At 71.5% G+C, this 17,723-nt stretch carries 18 protein-coding genes and 1 tRNA gene; 4 read left to right on the plus strand and 15 right to left on the minus strand.

The window, feature by feature from the left end:
* The first annotated feature begins 122 nt into the window (after positions 1 to 122).
* Positions 123 to 401, plus strand: coding sequence for a DUF4190 domain-containing protein (locus tag ACFYO9_RS05415; RefSeq protein ID WP_355803894.1), 279 nt, complete (start codon positions 123 to 125; stop codon positions 399 to 401).
* A gap of 448 nt (positions 402 to 849) precedes the next feature.
* Here the strand turns inward: ACFYO9_RS05415 and ACFYO9_RS05420 are convergent.
* A tRNA-Tyr gene (locus ACFYO9_RS05420) sits at positions 850 to 931 on the minus strand.
* A gap of 196 nt (positions 932 to 1,127) precedes the next feature.
* Here ACFYO9_RS05420 and ACFYO9_RS05425 point away from each other — a divergent pair.
* Positions 1,128 to 1,616 (plus strand): YajQ family cyclic di-GMP-binding protein, encoded by a 489-nt coding sequence (locus tag ACFYO9_RS05425; RefSeq protein WP_355803896.1) that lies wholly within the window; start codon positions 1,128 to 1,130, stop codon positions 1,614 to 1,616.
* Positions 1,617 to 1,773: 157 nt separating this feature from the next.
* On the opposite strand, the gene ACFYO9_RS05430 is transcribed toward ACFYO9_RS05425, so the two are convergent.
* The 14 genes from ACFYO9_RS05430 to ACFYO9_RS05495 form a co-directional block, all read right to left on the minus strand.
* Positions 1,774 to 2,040, minus strand: coding sequence for a GlsB/YeaQ/YmgE family stress response membrane protein (locus tag ACFYO9_RS05430; RefSeq protein ID WP_358774738.1), 267 nt, complete (start codon positions 2,038 to 2,040; stop codon positions 1,774 to 1,776).
* Positions 2,041 to 2,177: 137 nt separating this feature from the next.
* Complete coding sequence (locus ACFYO9_RS05435; RefSeq protein ID WP_355803900.1) at positions 2,178 to 2,714, minus strand: SMI1/KNR4 family protein; 537 nt, start codon at positions 2,712 to 2,714, stop codon at positions 2,178 to 2,180.
* 89 nt (positions 2,715 to 2,803) lie between these two features.
* On the minus strand, positions 2,804 to 3,199 hold the full coding sequence (locus tag ACFYO9_RS05440; protein WP_358712118.1) for a YccF domain-containing protein: 396 nt from the start codon (positions 3,197 to 3,199) through the stop codon (positions 2,804 to 2,806).
* Positions 3,196 to 4,059 carry a zinc metalloprotease HtpX gene (gene htpX, locus ACFYO9_RS05445; protein WP_355803904.1) on the minus strand — a complete coding sequence of 288 codons (864 nt, stop codon included), beginning with the start codon at positions 4,057 to 4,059 and terminating at the stop codon, positions 3,196 to 3,198. Before htpX ends, ACFYO9_RS05440 begins: the two co-directional genes overlap by 4 nt.
* A 207-nt stretch (positions 4,060 to 4,266) precedes the next feature.
* Positions 4,267 to 5,811, minus strand: a complete 1,545-nt coding sequence (locus ACFYO9_RS05450; RefSeq protein ID WP_358774783.1) for an NADH-quinone oxidoreductase subunit N — start codon at positions 5,809 to 5,811, stop codon at positions 4,267 to 4,269.
* Positions 5,812 to 5,813: 2 nt separating this feature from the next.
* The gene (locus tag ACFYO9_RS05455; protein WP_358774736.1) at positions 5,814 to 7,529 is read right to left on the minus strand and encodes an NADH-quinone oxidoreductase subunit M; all 1,716 of its coding nucleotides are present in this window, start codon (positions 7,527 to 7,529) and stop codon (positions 5,814 to 5,816) included.
* Positions 7,530 to 7,535: 6 nt separating this feature from the next.
* The gene (locus ACFYO9_RS05460) at positions 7,536 to 9,545 is read right to left on the minus strand and encodes an NADH-quinone oxidoreductase subunit L (RefSeq protein ID WP_358774734.1); all 2,010 of its coding nucleotides are present in this window, start codon (positions 9,543 to 9,545) and stop codon (positions 7,536 to 7,538) included.
* Complete coding sequence (gene nuoK, locus ACFYO9_RS05465) at positions 9,542 to 9,952, minus strand: NADH-quinone oxidoreductase subunit NuoK (protein WP_358774732.1); 411 nt, start codon at positions 9,950 to 9,952, stop codon at positions 9,542 to 9,544. The genes ACFYO9_RS05460 and nuoK overlap by 4 nt, the downstream gene beginning before the upstream one ends.
* Positions 9,952 to 10,581: an NADH-quinone oxidoreductase subunit J gene (locus tag ACFYO9_RS05470; protein WP_355803913.1), complete on the minus strand. Its 630-nt coding sequence runs from the start codon at positions 10,579 to 10,581 to the stop codon at positions 9,952 to 9,954. Before ACFYO9_RS05470 ends, nuoK begins: the two co-directional genes overlap by 1 nt.
* The gene (locus tag ACFYO9_RS05475) at positions 10,578 to 11,198 is read right to left on the minus strand and encodes an NADH-quinone oxidoreductase subunit I (protein ID WP_358774730.1); all 621 of its coding nucleotides are present in this window, start codon (positions 11,196 to 11,198) and stop codon (positions 10,578 to 10,580) included. The genes ACFYO9_RS05470 and ACFYO9_RS05475 overlap by 4 nt, the downstream gene beginning before the upstream one ends.
* Positions 11,198 to 12,166: a complex I subunit 1 family protein gene (locus ACFYO9_RS05480; protein WP_355803917.1), complete on the minus strand. Its 969-nt coding sequence runs from the start codon at positions 12,164 to 12,166 to the stop codon at positions 11,198 to 11,200. The genes ACFYO9_RS05475 and ACFYO9_RS05480 overlap by 1 nt, the downstream gene beginning before the upstream one ends.
* Positions 12,163 to 13,395: an NADH-quinone oxidoreductase subunit C gene (locus ACFYO9_RS05485; RefSeq protein WP_358774728.1), complete on the minus strand. Its 1,233-nt coding sequence runs from the start codon at positions 13,393 to 13,395 to the stop codon at positions 12,163 to 12,165. The genes ACFYO9_RS05480 and ACFYO9_RS05485 overlap by 4 nt, the downstream gene beginning before the upstream one ends.
* Complete coding sequence (locus ACFYO9_RS05490) at positions 13,392 to 14,039, minus strand: NADH-quinone oxidoreductase subunit B (protein WP_388665962.1); 648 nt, start codon at positions 14,037 to 14,039, stop codon at positions 13,392 to 13,394. The genes ACFYO9_RS05485 and ACFYO9_RS05490 overlap by 4 nt, the downstream gene beginning before the upstream one ends.
* Complete coding sequence (locus ACFYO9_RS05495; RefSeq protein WP_358712133.1) at positions 14,030 to 14,419, minus strand: NADH-quinone oxidoreductase subunit A; 390 nt, start codon at positions 14,417 to 14,419, stop codon at positions 14,030 to 14,032. The genes ACFYO9_RS05490 and ACFYO9_RS05495 overlap by 10 nt, the downstream gene beginning before the upstream one ends.
* Positions 14,420 to 14,726: 307 nt before the next feature.
* On the opposite strand from ACFYO9_RS05495, the gene ACFYO9_RS05500 reads away from it, so the two are divergent.
* Together ACFYO9_RS05500 and ACFYO9_RS05505 are read left to right on the plus strand one after the other, a co-directional pair.
* Positions 14,727 to 15,992, plus strand: coding sequence for a sensor domain-containing protein (locus ACFYO9_RS05500; RefSeq protein WP_358774726.1), 1,266 nt, complete (start codon positions 14,727 to 14,729; stop codon positions 15,990 to 15,992).
* 234 nt (positions 15,993 to 16,226) lie between these two features.
* A complete protein-coding gene (locus ACFYO9_RS05505; protein WP_358774724.1) occupies positions 16,227 to 17,621 on the plus strand; it encodes a sensor domain-containing protein in 1,395 nt (464 codons plus the stop codon).
* Positions 17,622 to 17,723 lie beyond the last annotated feature (102 nt).

Genomic DNA, 17,723 nt, shown 5'->3' on the forward strand with positions numbered 1-17,723 from the left:
TCCGATTCCGTCGCCGTGTGAATGCTCAACTACGTTGCCGTCAGGCGGACTACGGCCTGAATTCCGGGGCACTTGAAGGTGCGTCACGCAATACTGGAATTCGATCTCCAAGGAGTGTGGCCATGTCGGTTTACGGTGGCCGTTCAGCAGCTTCTCCCGGCGCCCGGACAAACGGCCTCGCGGTGGCCGGACTCGTCTGCGGCATCCTCGGCCTGTTCTTCCTGTCCTTCGTCCTCGGGCCGCTCGCGATCATCTTCGGTGCGATCGCCTTGCGCCAGAAGACGGGCAGCCTGGGCATGGCGAAGGCGGGCCTGATCCTGGGCATCGTCGATGTGGTGCTGTTCATCGTGATGCTTGCCCTCGTCGCGTCCGGCGGGTTCAGCTGGTACGTCGGCGGTTGATCGGCGGTCGATCAGAAACGGTGACGGCGGGGCGGACGGCGTGTACGTGAGGACCTGTCAGCGAGACAGGAATCCCCGGGGAACGCCTTCCGCCTCGACCGCTTTCCGTCGAATACCGCGAATCCCATGAACCCGCGAAATCTGCGGAGCCCGCGAACCTGCGGAGTCCACGAAACCGCGGAGTCCACGAAACCTGCGAGATCGTTAATCCGCCGCCGAAGAGGGAACGGAGAGGCGGAGAAACAGCGAGCAGGAAGCCCCTTACTCATTACCGAGAGTAAGTGCGACAGGGCACGGGCCGCCGCTCTCATCCGGCCCTCAGAGGCCGAGGCCCGCCCCGCCGTCCGCGAGCGCGCCCGCACCGGAAGGTGCCGGGGCCCCCAAACCACAAACGAAGAAACCCCCTCCGGTCTGCGTTTCCGCAGATCGGAGGGGGTTTACCTTCATGTGGCGGCGCCAGGATTCGAACCTGGGAAGGCTGAGCCGGCAGATTTACAGTCTGCTCCCTTTGGCCGCTCGGGCACACCGCCGGGTTTGCTGCCTGGCCCCGCTTGCGCGGCGCTCCGTGGCAACGACGTAAACGATACCTGATGCCGGGGGGTGCTTCGCCACCCGATTGATCGGCACCCCGCGCGGAGGCGGTGGCTAGGCTTTGCGGATGCGGCCAGCGTCAGTCGGCCGTGTAACCGCTGAGTACGCATACCCCGATACAAGGAGCCACAGGACATGGCCGACTCCAGTTTCGACATCGTCTCGAAGGTCGAGCGGCAGGAGGTCGACAACGCCCTCAACCAGGCCGCCAAGGAGATCTCCCAGCGCTACGACTTCAAGGGCACGGGCGCCTCGATCTCGTGGTCCGGCGAGAAGATCCTGATGGAGGCGAGCGGCGAGGAGCGGGTCAAGGCGATCCTCGACGTCTTCCAGTCCAAGCTGGTCAAGCGCGGCATCTCGCTGAAGGTGCTGGACGCGGGCGAGCCGCAGCTGTCCGGCAAGGAGTACAAGATCTTCGCCTCGATCGAGGAGGGCATCTCCCAGGAGAACGCGAAGAAGGTCGCCAAGATCATCCGCGACGAGGGCCCCAAGGGCGTCAAGGCGCAGGTCCAGGGCGAGGAGCTGCGGGTCAGCTCGAAGAGCCGTGACGACCTGCAGGCCGTGCAGACGCTGCTCAAGGGGCAGGACTTCGACTTCGCGCTGCAGTTCGTGAACTACCGGTAGCCCGGTAGCCAAATGGGCCGATGAGCCGGTGCGCGGTGGTCCGGTAGTCCGGTGGTTCACCGGCGGCCGGTCCTCACCGTCGTACGACTACGGAGGGCGGGCACCCCACAGGGGGTGCCCGCCTTCTCTGTCGGCGGCGGTCCTGAGCCGCGGCGTCTCAGCGGCGCGAGTGGCCGAACAGGATGCGGTAGGCCACCAGGAGGACGAGTGAGCCGCCGATGGCCGCGGCCCAGGTGGCGCCGTCGTAGAAGTGGTTGGGTATCGGGCGGTCCAGGTAGCGGGCGGAGATCCAGCCGCCGATGAAGGCGCCCGCGATGCCGATGACCGTCGTGCCGATGAAGCCGCCCGGGTCGCGGCCGGGCAGCAGCAGTTTGGCGGCGGCCCCGGCGAGGAGCCCCAGAACGATCCAGCCGATGATGCCCATGCGGTGACCTGCCCTTCTCGCGCGGTGAGCTTGGTGCGCTGTTGCCCTGAAGGACGTCACCTCGTGGGGGCGCGGTTGCGGTGACCGCCAGGGTGCGGCGCAGACCACACGGGGCGTCGGGGACGGGCGGACAAGGGTTACGCGCGCGTGTGGGCGTCCTGCCACTCCGGAAGGTCCGGGTCGTCGTTGTCCTCCCCGTACCACCCCGTGCCGTCGAGCCAGGCCGTGAGCCACGTCGTGAGGTCCGGGGAGTCGACGAACCAGGCGTGGCTCGGGTCGCCGCCGTTCGGCTCGAAGAGGAGGACCTGGGCCTCCTCGGTGCGGCAGTCCACGCACGCGTACATCGCGCAGCCCCAGTGGGATATCGGCACCACGCCCTCGGGCCAGCCCCAGGCTGAGCCGCGCATCGCGTGGTACTCCTCGACGACGGCCGGCTCACCGCCGGAGGACTTCCCTTCGAGGAGCGGCAACAGGCCGTACTCCGGCCCGAACCCGCCGTCGCCCACGCGGGTGTAGAGCGCGGCGAGCAGGGGCGGCAGGCGGAAGCCCAGGGAGACCTCGGCCCGGGCCAGGGTGCCCGCGTCCACGGGGGCGGGCAGGGAGTCCCAGCCCCAGGGACGGGTGGTGCGCGCCGCCGCGGCGACGCGGTCCAGCAACTGCTCGGTCTCGGCCATGAGTTCATGGTGGACCACGGCACTGACAATCCCGGTCGCGAGCCGGCGAAGGGGAGGTGAGCGGGCGTCAGGCCCGGCTCACGCCCGTACTAGTAGCGCGCGGCGAACGGCTGGTCCGTGCGGACGATCTCGCGGCCGAGCGGCAGCAGGGAGACCGGGATCAGCTTGAAGTTGGCGATGCCCAGGGGGATGCCGATGATCGTGACGCAGAGCAGGAAGCCCGTCACGATGTGGCCGATCGCCAGCCACCAGCCGGCGAGGACCAGCCACAGAACGTTGCCGATGCAGGACGGGGCGCCGGAGTCGCGGCGCTCGACCGTCGTGTAGCCGAAGGGCCACAGGGCATAGCGGCCGATGCGGAAGCTGGCGAGGCCGAACGGTATGCCGATGATCGTGACGCACAGCAGCACGCCCGCCAGGAGGTAGGCCAGGAACATCCAGAAGCCGCAGAGGACGAGCCATATGACGTTGAGGATTGTCTTCACTGGTGGCGACCTGCCATCTGCTCGAGTCGGGCAATGCGCTCCGCCATCGGCGGGTGCGTGGAGAACATCTTGGACATCCCCTGCCCCGGACGGAACGGATTAGCGATCATCATGTGGCTCGCGGTCTCGAGCCGGGGCTCGGGGGGCAGCGGCAACTGCTTCGTACCCGCTTCGAGTTTGCGCAACGCACTCGCCAGGGCCAAGGGGTCGCCGGTGAGTTGGGCGCCGGACGCGTCCGCCTCGTACTCCCTGGAGCGGCTGATCGCGAGCTGGATGATGGAGGCCGCGAGCGGGCCGAGCAGCATGATGAGGAGCATCCCGAAGATGCCGGGGCCGTCGTTGTCGTTCGACCTGCCGACCGGGATCAGCCAGGCGAAGTTGACCAGGAACATGATCACGGAGGCCAGGGCACCCGCGACCGAGGAGATCAGGATGTCGCGGTTGTAGACGTGGCTCAGCTCGTGGCCGATGACGCCGCGCAGCTCGCGCTCGTCGAGGAGGCGCAGGATGCCGTCGGTGCAGCACACCGCGGCGTTGCGCGGATTGCGGCCCGTCGCGAAGGCGTTCGGCGCCTCGGTGGGCGAGATGTACAGGCGCGGCATGGGCTGGCGGGCCTGGGTGGAGAGCTCGCGGACCATGCGGTACAGCTCGGGGGCCTCGAATTCGCTCACCGGGCGGGCCCGCATGGCGCGCAGGGCGAGCTTATCGCTGTTCCAGTACGCGTACGCATTGGTGCCGAGCGCCACGAAGAGCGCGACGATCAGGCCCGTACGCCCGAAGAAACTGCCGATGACGAGGATGAGCGCGGACAGTCCCCCGAGGAGTACGGCGGTCTTCAACCCGTTGTGCCGGCGGTGCACGGTACGCCCTCCTGGTGGTGCGTGGGGGAACCCTCTGCTGACTGGTGCTTCCACTGTTCAGTGGACCCTCCCGTACTGGTCAACGCCAGGCGGGGAGCACTAGTTCCCTTGTGCACGTACGAGCGATGTAGGCCGCGCGGGTGAGGGCGGTCCGGTGCCGCTCCGGAACGGACTGGTTCAGAACGGGCCGGTTCGGAGCAGGCCGGTTCAGAACAGGCTGGTGTCCGAGAAGCGCAGGATCAGCTGGGGCGCTCCGGAGAGTGCGACGCCGAGGACCGCCGTCAGGGCGATGGCCGCGGTGAGGGGGGCCGGCGCGCGGTGCTCGACCGGCTCGCCCTCGGGGGCGCGGAACAGGAGCGCGGTCCACTGGAGGTAGTAGTAGAGCGCGATCACGACGTTCGCGGCCATCACCACGGCGAGCCAGCCGAGGCCCGCGTCGACCGCCGCAGAGAAGACCGTGACCTTCGCGAAGAGGCCGACGATGCCGGGCGGCAGGCCCGCGAGGCAGAGCAGGAAGAAGCCCAGGACCAGCGCGGCCAGCGGGCTGCGGGCGTAGAGGCCCCGGTAGTCGCTGACGCGGTTCAGGCGCCGGGTGCGACCGACGAGGGCTGCGACGGCGAACGCTCCGAGGTTCACGGCGGCGTACATCAGGGCGTACGCGACGGTGGCACCGACGGCCTCCTCCGCGGCGGCCTCGTTGTCGGCGTAGCCGGCGGCGGCGATCGGCACCAGGAGGTAGCCGGCCTGTCCCACGGAGGACCAGGCCAGGAGGCGGACCGCGCTGTACGCGCGCGTGGTGACCTGGCGCAGCGCAGCGACGTTGCCCGCGGTCATGGTGAGCGCGGCGAGGACGGCGAGCGCCGGGCCCCAGACGTCCGCGTACGAGGGGAAGGCGACGACGGTGACGAGGATGAGGCCGGAGAAGCCGACGGCCTTCCCGACGACGGAGAGGTACGCGGCGACGGGCAGCGGTGCGCCCACATAGGTGTCGGGCACCCAGAAGTGGAAGGGGACGGCGGCCACCTTGAAGGCGAAGCCGACCAGGGTGAGGGCGACGCCGGTCTGAGCGAGGGTGTGCAGCTGTCCGTCGAGGACCTCGGAGCTCTGCAGCTTGGTGGCGATCTCCGTGAGGTGCAGGGTGCCGGTCGCCGCGTACACGAAGCTGACGCCCATGAGGGTCACCGCGGTCGCGGTGACCGAGGACAGGAAGAACTTCAGGGCCGCTTCGGAGGAGCGCTTGTCGCCCCGCTTGAGGCCGACCAGTGCGAACGCCGGCAGGGAGGCGACCTCCAGGGCGACGACGAGCGTCGCGAGGTCGCGCGATGCGGGCAGCAGGGCGGCGCCGGCCGCCGAGGAGAGCAGCAGGAACCAGTACTCCCCCGCGGGCAGTTCGTCCCCGGAGTCCTTGAGGGTGCTCATCGAGAGCAGGGCGGCGAGCAGCGCGCCGCCGAGGACGAGGAGCTGGATGACGAGGGTGAAGCGGTCGGCGGTGTAGCTGCACGCGTGCGTGCCGCCGCCGGTCAGGCAGAAGGTGGAGCGGTCGTCGTCCAGGAGGGGCAGCAGGCTGAGCGCGGCCGCGGCCAGGCCCGCCACGGAGACCCAGCCGAGCAGCTCCTTCTTGTCGGCTCCCACGAAGAGGTCGGCGACGAGCACGACGAGGGCGACGACCGCCGCGATGGTCGGCGGCGCGATCGCGAGCCAGTCGACGGACTGGACCAGGTTTGCCGCGCTCTCGGCGCTTGCGGCGGCCACGGTCACGACTTGCCTCCAGTGAGGAGCTTCTGCACGGCCGGGTCGGTCAGGCCGAGGAGAGCCGCGGGCCAGAGTCCGGCGAGGACGGTGAGGGCGACGAGCGGGGTCCAGGCGGCGAACTCGTATCCGTGGACGTCGGCGAGCACCCCGCGCGCGGGGGCGTCGGCGGTGGACACCTGGCCGTCGGCGGCGGGCGCCTGGGCTTCGTCGGCGGGTGCCGGGACGGCGGGGGGCGTCGCGGGTGCCGGCTCGTCGGAGAGCGCCGCGGGGGCCGGCTGGTCGGGGGCGGCCGCCGGACGCGCCGTCGGGCCCATGCAGACCCGGCGTACGACGATGAGCATGTACGCGGCGGTGAGCAGGGTGCCGAAGGCGGCGAACGCCATGAAGGTGAGGAACGCGGGGCGGCTCAGGTCGTCGGCGGGCTCGAACGCGCCGAACAGCGCGAGCATTTCGCCCCAGAACCCGGCGAGGCCCGGCAGCCCGAGCGAGGCGACGGCGGCGAAGGCGAGGAGGCCGCCGAGGCGCGGGGCCCTGCCGTAGAGCGCCGCGCCCGATTCCCGCGCGAGGGTGTCGAGGTCGGTCGTGCCGGTGCGGTCCTTGACCCCGCCGACCAGGAAGAACAGCAGGCCGGTGATGAGGCCGTGGGCGATGTTGGCGAACAGTGCGCCGTTCACGCCGGTCGGGCTCATCGTCGAGATGCCGAGGAGCACGAAGCCCATGTGGCCGACCGAGGAGTACGCGATGAGGCGCTTGAGGTCGCCTTTCGCGCCCCGCCTGGCGAGCGCGAGGCAGGCGAGGGAACCGTAGATGATGCCGACGACCGCGAAGGCGGCGAGGTACGGCGCGAACTCCCGCATCCCGTCGGGCGCGATGGGCAGGACGATCCGGACGAACCCATACGTACCCATCTTCAGCATCACGCCGGCCAGCAGGACCGAGCCGACCGTCGGCGCGGCGGTGTGGGCGTCCGGCAGCCAGCTGTGCAGCGGCCACATCGGCGTCTTGACCGCGAGCCCGATCCCGATCGCCAGAACGGCGATGACCTGCACGGATGTGGTCACGCCCCGGCCGTTGTCAGTGGCGAGTGCCACCATGTCGAATGTGCCTGAATCGAGCCCGATGACGAGGAGGCCCAGCAGCATCACGACGGATCCGAGCAGCGTGTAGAGGATGAACTTCCAGGCGGCCCGGGTGCGTTGCTCACCGCCCCAGCGGGCGATGAGGAAGTACATCGGGATGAGCACCATCTCGAACGCCAGGAAGAACAGCAGCAGATCGAGGACGGCGAAGGTCGCGAGGGTGCCGGACTCGAGCACGAGGATCAGTGCCACGAATGCCTTGGGGGACGGGCCCGACGGCATTTTGAAGTAGCTGTGGAGCGCGCAGAGGAAGGTCAGCAGCGCGGTCAGGACCAGAAGGGGGAGCGAGATGCCGTCGATGCCGAGGTGGATGCGCACGTCGAGTGCGGGGATCCAGCTGATATCGGTCGTGGCCTGCATCTTCGACGGCTGGTCGTGGTCGAAGCCGAGCGCGAGGACGATCGCGGCGAGCAGGATCGTGCCGGTCACGACCACGCCGTGGCGCAGCACGGCCTGGTCGGGTGACGTCCCCTTCAGTCCGGGCGGGGCCGGCAGCAGGGCGGCCACGGCGCCGATGAGCGGCCCGACGACGATCAACGCCAGAAGAAACTGCATCACGGACTCACTGATACCGATCACGGCTGCTCACGCTCCGGCGGTGGCGACGAGGACCGCGGCGACGGCCAGGACGACCGTGCCGGCGAGCAGCGCGCTCAGATAGGTCTGGACATTGCCGGTCTGCGCGCGGCGGACGGCCGCGCCGAGCCAGCGGGGAACCGCGCCCGCGCCGCGTACATACGTGTCGACGACCTCGCGGTCGAGGAAGCGGACGAGCGTGGCGGCGGCCCGGACGGGGCGTACGAACAGGGCGGCGTAGACGGCGTCGAGGTGGAAGCCGACGGCGGCGTGCCGGTGCAGCGGGCCGAGCAGCAGCCGGCTCGGGTCCGCCGGGTCGGGGGCCGACGCGACGTCTCCGTACGCGGGGGTGTGGGTGGCGATGGCCTCCGCCTCGACCAGGCCCGCGTCGGTTCCGGTGTCCGCGGCGACCGCGCCCATCGGGACCCGGTCGGCGAGCGCGGTGGTGTGCCGCCAGGCGCCGTAGGTGACCAGGGCGCCGACGAGTGCGAGGCCGGTGCCCAGGACGGAGGTGGTCAGGGTCGGGGTGAGGGCGTGGCCGTCGAACCAGTCCGGCAGGACACCGACGGCGAGACCGAAGGCGAGGGAGGGGACGGCGAGCACCCACAGCACGGCGGTCATCGTGACGGGCTGCCTGCCGTGGTCGGGGGCGTCGGCGCCCCTGCCGTTGAAGACGAGCAGCCACAGACGCGTCGCGTAGGCGGCGGTGAGGAGGGCGGTGAGCAGACCGGCGACGAGGACGATCCAGCCCGCGGCGGCGGGCGCGGACTCGGCGTGGCCCGTGGCCGTGTGCTCGGCGGCGCCGAGCACGGCCTCCTTGGAGAAGAAGCCGCTGAACGGTGGGATCGCGGCGAGCGCGAGGAGCGCCACGGTCATCGTCCAGAACGCGTCGGGGACGCGGTCGCGCAGGCCCTTCATGCGGGACATGGCGGCGAGCGAGTTGGTGCCGACGGCGTGGATGATCACCCCCGCCGCGAGGAACAGGAGCGCCTTGAAGGCGCCGTGGGAGAGGAGGTGGAAGACGGCGGCGCCGCGGTCGCCGACAGCGAGGGCGCCGGTCAGGTAGCCGAGCTGACCGATCGTCGAGTACGCGAGGACGCGCTTGATGTCGTCCTGGGCGAGCGCGGCGAGGGCCGAGCCGGTCATCGTGACGGCGGCCATGACGGCGAGGACGACCAGGGCCGCGGCGGAGGCGGCGAAGACGGGAAGGAGCCGGGCCACGAAGTAGACACCGGCGGCGACCATCGTCGCGGCGTGGATCAGCGCGGAGACGGGCGTGGGGCCGGCCATCGCGTCGGGCAGCCAGGTGTGCAGCGGGAACTGCGCGGACTTGCCCGCCACCCCCGCGAGCAGCAGCAGGGCGATCAGCGTCGGGTGGTCGAGGCCGCCGTCCGCGACCTTCGCGAGGATCGTCGTGATGCGGAAGGAGCCGGTGTCGCCGGCGAGCGCGAACAGGCCGATGAGGAAGGGGACGTCGCCGAGCTTGGTGACCAGGAAGGCCTTCAGGGAGGCGGCGCGCGCCTCGGGCGTCTCCCAGTAGTGGCCGACGAGGAAGTACGAGCAGATGCCCATGACCTCCCAGCCGACCAGGAGCACCATCAGGTCGCCGGAGTAGACGACGAGCAGCATCGCGGAGGTGAAGAGGGAGACGAGCGCGGCGTACGAGGGGTAGCGCGGGTCCTCGCGGAGGTAGCCCGTCGAGTAGATCTGCACGCAGGAGGCGACGACGCCGACCAAGACGGCGACGAGGGCGGCGAAGCCGTCGATGTGCAGGGCGAGTTCGATGGGGACCGAGCCGGTCGGGGTGAGCTCGGTGGCGGCGTCGAGGGACGCCTGCCCGCCACCGGTGCCGCCGCCCTGCCGGACGGCCACGAGCACGGCGAGCACGAGGGCCGTCAGCGTGGGCAGCACCGCGAGGGGGCGGACGAGACCCGGCACGCGGCGGCCGAGGAGCAGGCCCGCGGCCGCGCCGAGGAACGGCAGGAGGGGGACGAGGACGGCGAGGGTGGTCGTGGTCACGGGGTGGCCTCAGCCTTCTGCGCCGCCGTGGCCGAGGGGGCGGTGGCGGTGGCGGTGGCGCCGTCATCGTCGTCGGGGTCGTCGGGCTCGTCCGGGCTCTCGGCGGTGTCGCGGAGGTCGTCGACCGCGGAGCTGCCGCGGTTGCGGTAGACGGCCAGGACGATGGCGAGGCCGATGCCGATCTCGGCGGCGGCGATGGCGATGGTGAAGAGGGTCAGGGCCTGGCCGGCGTGGAGGGAGTCGCGGAGCCAGACGTCGAAGGCGACGAGGTTGAGGTTGACGGCGTTGAGCATCAGCTCGACGGACATCAGGACCAGGATCGCGTTGCGCCGGGCGAGCACGCCGTACAGGCCGACGCAGAAGAGGAGGACGGCGAGGACGGCGGGATAGGCGAGGTGGAGGTGCATCAGCGGTTCTCCTCCCGGTCCTGGGCTGCGTTCTTGTCCCGGACCTGGGCGGTGTTGCTGGCCCGGTCCGTGGCGCGGGCGTCCGATGCGGGCGCGGCGTTCTTGCGGGACAGGGCGATCGCGCCGACGAGGGCGGCGAGGAGGAGGACGGAGAGCGCCTCGAAGGGGAGCACCCAGTGCCGGAAGAGGATCGATCCGGTCACGTCGGTGGAGCCCTGGGCGGCGCCGTCCAGGTCGATCACCGTGGTGCGGAACGCGTCCACGACGACCCAGACCAGGGCGACGGCGGCGACGAGGGCCACCGCGAACGCGACTGGCCGGTTGCCCGAGTCGGCGTCCGGGGAGCGGCCGATGGGCGCCCTGGTGAGCATCAGTCCGAAGAGGAGGAGGACGACGACGGAGCCGACGTAGATGAGGACCTGGACCCAGGCGATGAACTCGGCGGTCAGCAGCAGGTACTCGACGGCGAGTCCGCCGAGCGCCACGACCAGCCACAGAGCGGCGTGCACGAGCTGCTTGGTCGTGACCGTGATGACCGCCGCGCCGAGCGTGAGGAGTCCGACGAGGAGGAAGGCGATCTCGACGCCGGTCGGGGACAGAAAGCCGGTCGTTCCGGCAGCGGTGGTCACGACTCCCCGCCCTCCTTGCCGGAACCGGTGGCCGGCGGCGGCTCGGGGGCAGGCCCGGGTGCCGGTGCCGGTGCCGGTGCCGGTGCGGATGCGGATGCGGATGCCAGCTTCTCCGCCGTCTTGCGGGCGGCGGCGAGTTCCTTGGGGTCCTCGGCGCCGGGTTCCAGGGCGGGCGGGGCCGGGACGGTCCACATCCACTCGCGGAGCTTGTCGCGCTCGTGGGTGAGTTCGTGGATGTCGGTCTCGGCGTACTCGAACTCCGGGGACCAGAAGAGCGCGTCGAAGGGGCAGACCTCGATGCAGATGCCGCAGTACATGCAGAGGGCGAAGTCGATGGCGAAGCGGTCGAGGACGTTGCGGCTGCGCTCGCGGCCGCCGGGCGCGGCGGGCGGGACCGTCTCCTTGTGGGAGTCGATGTAGATGCACCAGTCGGGGCACTCGCGGGCGCACAGCATGCAGACCGTGCAGTTCTCCTCGAAGAGGCCGATGACGCCGCGGGTGCGGGGCGGCAGTTCGGGCTGGTGCTCCGGGTACTGCTCGGTGACGGTTTTCTTCGTCATCGTGCGGAGGGTGACGGCGAGGCCCTTGGCGAGGCCGCTGCCTGGGATCGGGGGCATCAGTTGATCGCCACCTTCACGATGCCGGTGAGCGCGATCTGCGCGAGAGCGAGCGGGACGAGGAGGGTCCAGGCGAGTTTCTGGAGCTGGTCCTCGCGGAGACGGGGGTAGGACACGCGCAGCCAGATGACGACGAAGGCCAGGACGGCGGTCTTGAGCAGGGTCCACACCCAGCCGAGCCCGTCGGCGCCCCACGGGCCGTGCCAGCCGCCCAGGAAGAGGACGGTGGTCAGACCGCACAGGACGACGATTCCGGCGTACTCGGCGAGGAGGAAGAGGGCGAAGCGCAGGCCCGTGTACTCGGTGTACGCGCCGAAGATGATCTCGGAGTCGGCGACCGGCATGTCGAAGGGCGGGCGCTGGAGTTCGGCGAGCCCGGCGACGAAGAAGACCACGGCGCCGACGATCTGCCAGGGCAGCCACCACCACGCGAAGGCGTCGAGGATGCCGGGCAGCGAGACCGTGCCGGCCGCCATCGCGACGGAGGCGGCGGCGAGCAGCATCGGGAGTTCGTACGCGAGGAGCTGGGCGGCGGTGCGGAGGCCGCCGAGGAGGGAGAACTTGTTGGCGCTGGCCCAGCCCGCCATGAGCGAGCCGAGCACGCCGATGCCCATGACCGCGAGGACGAAGAAGACGCCCGCGTCGACGACCTCGCCGACCGCGCCCTCGCCGGGGCCGATCGGGACGGCGATGAGGACGAGGAGGTAGGGCAGGAGGGCGACGGCGGGGGCCAGTTGGAAGACGCGGCGGTCGGCGGCGGCCGGGACGACGTCTTCCTTCTGGGCGAACTTCACGCCGTCGGCGACGAGTTGGGCCCAGCCGTGGAAGCCGCCCGCGTGCATGGGGCCGAGGCGGCCCTGCATGTGGGCCATCACCTTGTGCTCGGTCTGGCCGATCACCAGGGGCAGGACCAGGAACACCGCGAAGACGATGACGAGGCGCAGGGCGACGTCGAGGGCGTCGTTCACTCGGTGCCTCCTTGGCGTTCGCCGTCTTCGGGGTTGGGGTTCTGGGTGGTGCCGGTGGCTCGGGGGGCCTCGCCGTCTTCGGGGGTTTCGGTGGGGGTGGCCTGCGGCTTGCCGGGGTGTTCGGGTTTCGGCTGGGGGTCCGTGGCGGGCTGCGGCGCCGACTCCGGCTCCGGCTCCGTCGGCTTTTCCGTGGCCTCTGTGGTCTCGGTAGCCTCCGTGGCCTCCCCGGCCTCCCCGGCCTCCCCGGCCTCCGTGGTCTCGTCGAACGCCGGGCGGGCGTGGTGCCACGGGGCGTCGGAGCTGCGCGGTGCCGCCGGCTTCGGCTCGGCCTCCGGCGTCGGCTCCGGGGCAACCGGAGTCTTCGGTTCCGACACCGGCCCTGGCCCCGGCCCCGCCTCCGGCGACGCCTCCCGTTGCGACGCCGAGCCCTGGCTCACGCTGCGCGAGCGCCTCGGGGGACGCGCCGGTGCCTCGGGCTGCCCCACCTCAGCCGCCCCCGCCGCCGCGGGACTCGCCGCCGCCTGGCTCGCCGAGCCCTGACCGGCCGTACGGGTACGCCGGGGCGGACGTTCACCGGGCGCCGACGCAGACGCAGGCCCAGAGGCCGACGCCGCCGCGCGGCCCGCCCCCCGCGCCGGGCGGGCCGGGCGCGCCGGGGCCGCCGGGAGCTGGCCCTTGAGCGGGCCCCACTCGTTCGGGTCGGGCACGCCCGGCGGCAGCATCTGGCGGCGCTTGGGGCCGCCGTGCTCCGACTCCCCCGGCTCCTTCGCGCCGGGCCACGCCTTCGCGACGCGGGCCGCCAGCACGAAGTCCTTGCGCAGCGGGTGGCCCTCGAAGCTCTCGGGCAGGAGCAGCGGCGTCAGTCCGGGGTGGCCCTCGAACGTCACGCCGAACATCTCGTGCGTCTCGCGCTCGTGCCAGGCGGCGCCCGCGTAGACGTCGACGGCGGAGGCCAGTACGGGGGCCTCGTGCGCGACCGTCGTACGGAGCAGGAGTCGGCGTACCGGAGCGAGCGCCACGACGTGGGCGCAGATCCGGAAGCCCGTGCCCGGCTCGTCGACCGCGCTCAGCCAGTCGAAGTAGGTGCAGGCGAGGGCCGTGCGGGCGGTGTCGAGGGCCGTGAGCCACGCGGTGGGCGGGACGTCGACGGTGAGGACGTCGTACGACTCGTCGGCCGTCGCCTCCGCGCCGAAGAGCTCCTCGACGGGGCTCGGCAGCCAGCCGGTCACCGGTCCCCCTCCTTCTCGGCCGTCGCGCCCGGAACCGGGGCGGGCGCCGAGGCGGGCGGCTGCACCAACCCACTCCGCAGCACGGCAGTCGACGGCCGCGCCCCGTTCCCGTACCGCTCGCCCAGCGACTCGCGGGCGATCTTCTCCTGGAGCTTGAGGATGCCCTGGAGCAGCGCTTCGGGGCGGGGCGGGCAGCCGGGGACGTACACGTCGACGGGGATGATCTGGTCGACGCCCTTGGTCACCGAGTACGAGTCCCAGTACGGGCCGCCGCAGTTGGAGCAGGCGCCGAAGGAGATGACGTACTTCGGCTCGGGCATCTGCTCGTACAGCCGCTTCACGGCGGGCGCCATCTTGTCCGTGACCGTGCCGGAGACGACCATCAGGTCGGCCTGGCGCGGTCCTGGCGCGAACGGGATGACGCCGAGCCGGATGAAGTCGTGGCGCGCCATGGACGCGGCGATGAACTCGATGGCGCAGCAGGCGAGACCGAAGTTGAAGACCCAGAGGGAGTACCGGCGGCCCCAGTTGAGGACCACCTTCATCGGCTCGGGGGCGAGGCGGGCGAGCGCGCCGAGCCGCTTCGGCTCGGGGAGCGGCACGGCCCGTCCTTCGGAGTGCGCGGTGTCCGGGGTCACGTCCACGTCAGGACGCCCTTCTTGTATGCGTACAGCAGGCCCACGGCGAGGAAGCCGAGGAAGATGAACATCTCCACGAGCGTCGTCGCGCCGTAGCCGGGCGCGGCGAAGACCGTCGCCCAGGGGAAGAGGAAGATCGAGTCGACGGCGAAGACGACGTACAGGAACGCGTAGACGTAGTAGCGGACCTGGGTGTGGGCCCAGCCCTCGCCGACCGGGTCGACGCCGCACTCGTACGTCAGGAGTTTCTCGGGGGTCGGCACCACGGGGCGCAGCAGCCGCCCGGCGCCGAAGGCCACGGCGACGAACAGCACGCCCACGACGGCGAGCAGTCCGACGACGGAGTACGACTGGTAGTAGCTTGCCGCGACGCTCGTCACGTGCACGTCAGCCCCTCACTCCCCGACAGTCCTTGAGCTGGCCGTTCTCGACCTGACCGCCTCGGCCGGGCCGTCCTCGGCCGGACCGTTCGACGATCTGTACGCACGGGAGTCTAGGGCCTGCTAAAGGTTCGGTAAGCAGAGCGTCACGCATCGGTCTAAGCAGAGCGTCACGCATCGGTCAGGGCACGGCGTCGTGTCCCGGCCGGGCCGTGGTCCGCCGCTTCCGCGCCGGTGAGGTGGGGTTATCCCCCGGACACGAGGCCGGTCGCCCTCATGGCGCCGCGGCGCCGGGCCGGGCACCCTGGCGCATATGACCGCACGCACCTCGCCCTCGCACGACGACGACCGGTTGTCGCCCGCGCCCCCGCACGACGACCGGTTGCCGCCCGCGCGCTTCGCGTACGACCGGCGCACCTGGAAGGAGATCGCCCACCTCCTGGTGAATCTGCCGGTGGGGATCGTCGGCTTCGTCTACGCCGTGTTCGTGCTGTCCGTGGGCATCGGCCTGACGGTCACCGTGATCGGCCTGCCGGTCCTCGCGGTGGGGCTGCTCGGCGCGCGTTTCCTCGGCCGGTGCGAGCGGGCGCGGGCCCGCAGGCTGCTGGGCCTGCACGTCGACGAGCCGAGCCCGATGCCGGACCACGGCGGGCAGGGGTTCCTCGGCCGGGTGTGGTGGAGCCTGAAGGATCCGGTGGGCTGGCGCACCATGCTGTACGCGTTCATCCGGCTGCCCTGGGGCGTGTTGTCGTTCGCCGTGACGACGGTCGGGCTCGTCGTGCTCTGGCCGGTGCTGCCGTTCGTCGCCCGCGGCCTCACCCATGTCGACCGGGCGCTGGTGCGGGGACTCCTGTCGCCCTCCGACGAGTTGGAGCGGCGCATCGCCGAACTGGAGTCGGACCGCGGGGTGGTCGTGGACACCGCCGCCGCGGATCTGCGCCGCATCGAACGCGATCTGCACGACGGCGCGCAGGCCCGGCTCGTCGCCCTCGCCATGGGGCTCGGCCTCGCCAAGGAGAAGCTCCTGGAGGACCCCGACGCCGCGGCCGAGATGGTCGACGAGGCGCACGGCGAGGTGAAGCTGGCCCTCCAGGAGCTGCGCGACCTGGCCCGCGGCATCCACCCCGCCGTGCTCACCGACCGCGGCCTCAACGCCGCGCTCTCCTCGGTCGCCTCGCGCTGCACGGTCCCGGTGAAGGTCACCGCCGACCTGCCCGCGCGCCCGGCGGCGGCCATCGAGGGCATCGCGTACTTCACGGTCTCCGAACTCCTGCAGAACATCAGCAAGCACAGCGGCGCGAGGTCCGCGAGCGTCGAGGTCTGGCGGTCGGACGAGCGGCTGCTCATCCAGGTGTGGGACGACGGGCGCGGCGGCGCGCGGCTCGACGGCGGTACGGGCATGGCGGGGCTCGCCGACCGGCTCGGCGCGGTGGACGGGCTCTTCGTGATCGACTCGCCGGAGGGCGGGCCCACCCGGATCACGGCGGAGCTGCCGTGGCGGGACCGTTCGGCGGACGGCGCACCCGGCACGCGGCGCGCCGAAACCCGCACCGAGGCCCGTGGCGGGACCCGGAGCTGAGCCGTCCCGGCAGGTCGACAGGTAGGGAAAACCCCCGGTCGAAGAGGCCGACGTACTCCATGGTCCGCGGCCGCCACGACGGCGAAGCTGGGATCACCCGGCGGGAGAGCGGCTCGGGCGGCGGCGGCACCCGGCCACCGGCACAGACGCAGAGCACACGCAGGGCACACACAGAGCAGACCTAGCGCAGACGCAGCGCAGACGCAGACGCATACGTAGAAACGGACGGCAGCGATGGCCACGGAGTACGGACAGGGGTACGCGCACATGGACCGGCCGGACGTCCGGGGATCGGGATCGGGATCGGTTTCCGGTTCGGGAGCGGGACCGGACGTCGAGGAGCGGCGGCACCGGCTCCCCGCCGGGCTGCGCGCGCCCCTGGAGGCCCGCACCTGGCGGGAGTTCGGCTACACGATGCTGAGCCTGCCCATCGGCATCGCGGCCTTCGTCTTCGCCGTCGTCTCGCTCTCGCTCGGCGCGGGCCTGCTGATCACCTTCATCGGCGTCCCGGTGCTCGCGGCGGGCCTGGCCGGCTGCCGCGGCATCGGCGCCCTGGAGCGGACGCGGGCGCGCGGCCTGCTCGGCCTCGACGTCGCGCCGCCGGAGCCGCTGCGTCCCAAGAACGGCGGCGTGATGGCGCTCATGGGCGCCGTCCTCAAGAGCGGCGCGTCCTGGCGGCACCTGCTGTACTCGCTGCTGATGATGCCGTGGGCGATCTTCTCGTTCACGGTGTCGATCGTCTTCTGGTCGTACGGCTGGACGATGCTCACGTATCCGCTGTGGTTCTGGCTCTTCCGGGTGTACGGCGAGCAGGGCGGCATCCAGCTCTACGGCGACAACAACCACCACATCTATCTCGACAACCCCTTCGAGATCGCTGTCGTCGCCGGCACCGGCCTCCTCGTGACGCTGGCGACGCCGTGGATCCTGCGGGCCCTGACTACGGTGGACCGGGTCATGGTGGCCGGGCTGCTCGGCCCGTCGCGGCTCGCGACCCGCGTCGTCGAGCTGGAGTCGGACCGCGGCGTCGTCGTGGACACCGCCGCCGCCGACCTGCGCCGCATCGAACGCGACCTGCACGACGGCGCGCAGGCCCGCCTGGTCGCCCTCGCCATGGATCTGGGCCTGGCCAAGGAGAAGCTCACCGAGGACCCCCAGGCCGCGGCGCGCATGGTGGACGAGGCGCACGGCGAGGTGAAGGTGGCCCTGCAGGAACTGCGCGACCTGGCCCGCGGCATCCACCCGGCCGTCCTGACCGACCGGGGCCTGGACGCGGCGCTCTCCTCGCTGGCCGCCCGCTGCACGGTGCGGGTCCAGGTGGAGGTGGACCTCGACAGCCGTCCGGCGGCGGCCATCGAGGGCATCGCGTACTTCACCGTCTCCGAACTCCTGCAGAACATCAGCAAGCACAGCGGCGCGAAGTCCGCGAGCGTAGACGTCTGGCGGGCCGAGGACCGGCTGATGCTCCAGGTGTCCGACGACGGCGTCGGCGGCGCCGACATCTCGGCGGGCTCCGGCCTCGCGGGCCTCGCGGAGCGGCTCGACGCGGTCGACGGAATCCTGGTGCTCGACTCGCCCGCGGGCGGTCCGACGACGGTCACCGCGGAGCTGCCGTGGCGCAAGGGCTGACCGGTCCCGGCCGGCCCGATCGGGGCTGACCTGCGCCGTTGCCGTCGCGCCGCCCCCGGTTCGTACGCCGAGCCGGGGCGGCGCGCTGTGTGCCGCCCGAGG

The sequence above is a fragment of the Streptomyces sp. NPDC005863 genome, assembly GCF_042871345.1.
Classification (GTDB): Bacteria; Actinomycetota; Actinomycetes; order Streptomycetales; family Streptomycetaceae; genus Streptomyces.

Excerpts from the sequence above, each read along its gene's own strand:
- ACFYO9_RS05500 (WP_358774726.1), top strand. The coding sequence starts at position 14,727 with ATGACCGCACGCACCTCGCCCTCGCACGACGACGACCGGTTGTCGCCC.
- ACFYO9_RS05415 (WP_355803894.1), top strand. The coding sequence starts at position 123 with ATGTCGGTTTACGGTGGCCGTTCAGCAGCTTCTCCCGGCGCCCGGACA.
- ACFYO9_RS05435 (WP_355803900.1), bottom strand. The coding sequence starts at position 2,714 with ATGGCCGAGACCGAGCAGTTGCTGGACCGCGTCGCCGCGGCGGCGCGC.
- ACFYO9_RS05475 (WP_358774730.1), bottom strand. The coding sequence starts at position 11,198 with ATGCCCCCGATCCCAGGCAGCGGCCTCGCCAAGGGCCTCGCCGTCACC.
- ACFYO9_RS05425 (WP_355803896.1), top strand. The coding sequence starts at position 1,128 with ATGGCCGACTCCAGTTTCGACATCGTCTCGAAGGTCGAGCGGCAGGAG.
- nuoK (WP_358774732.1), bottom strand. The coding sequence starts at position 9,952 with ATGCACCTCCACCTCGCCTATCCCGCCGTCCTCGCCGTCCTCCTCTTC.
- ACFYO9_RS05430 (WP_358774738.1), bottom strand. The coding sequence starts at position 2,040 with ATGGGCATCATCGGCTGGATCGTTCTGGGGCTCCTCGCCGGGGCCGCC.
- ACFYO9_RS05505 (WP_358774724.1), top strand. The coding sequence starts at position 16,227 with ATGGCCACGGAGTACGGACAGGGGTACGCGCACATGGACCGGCCGGAC.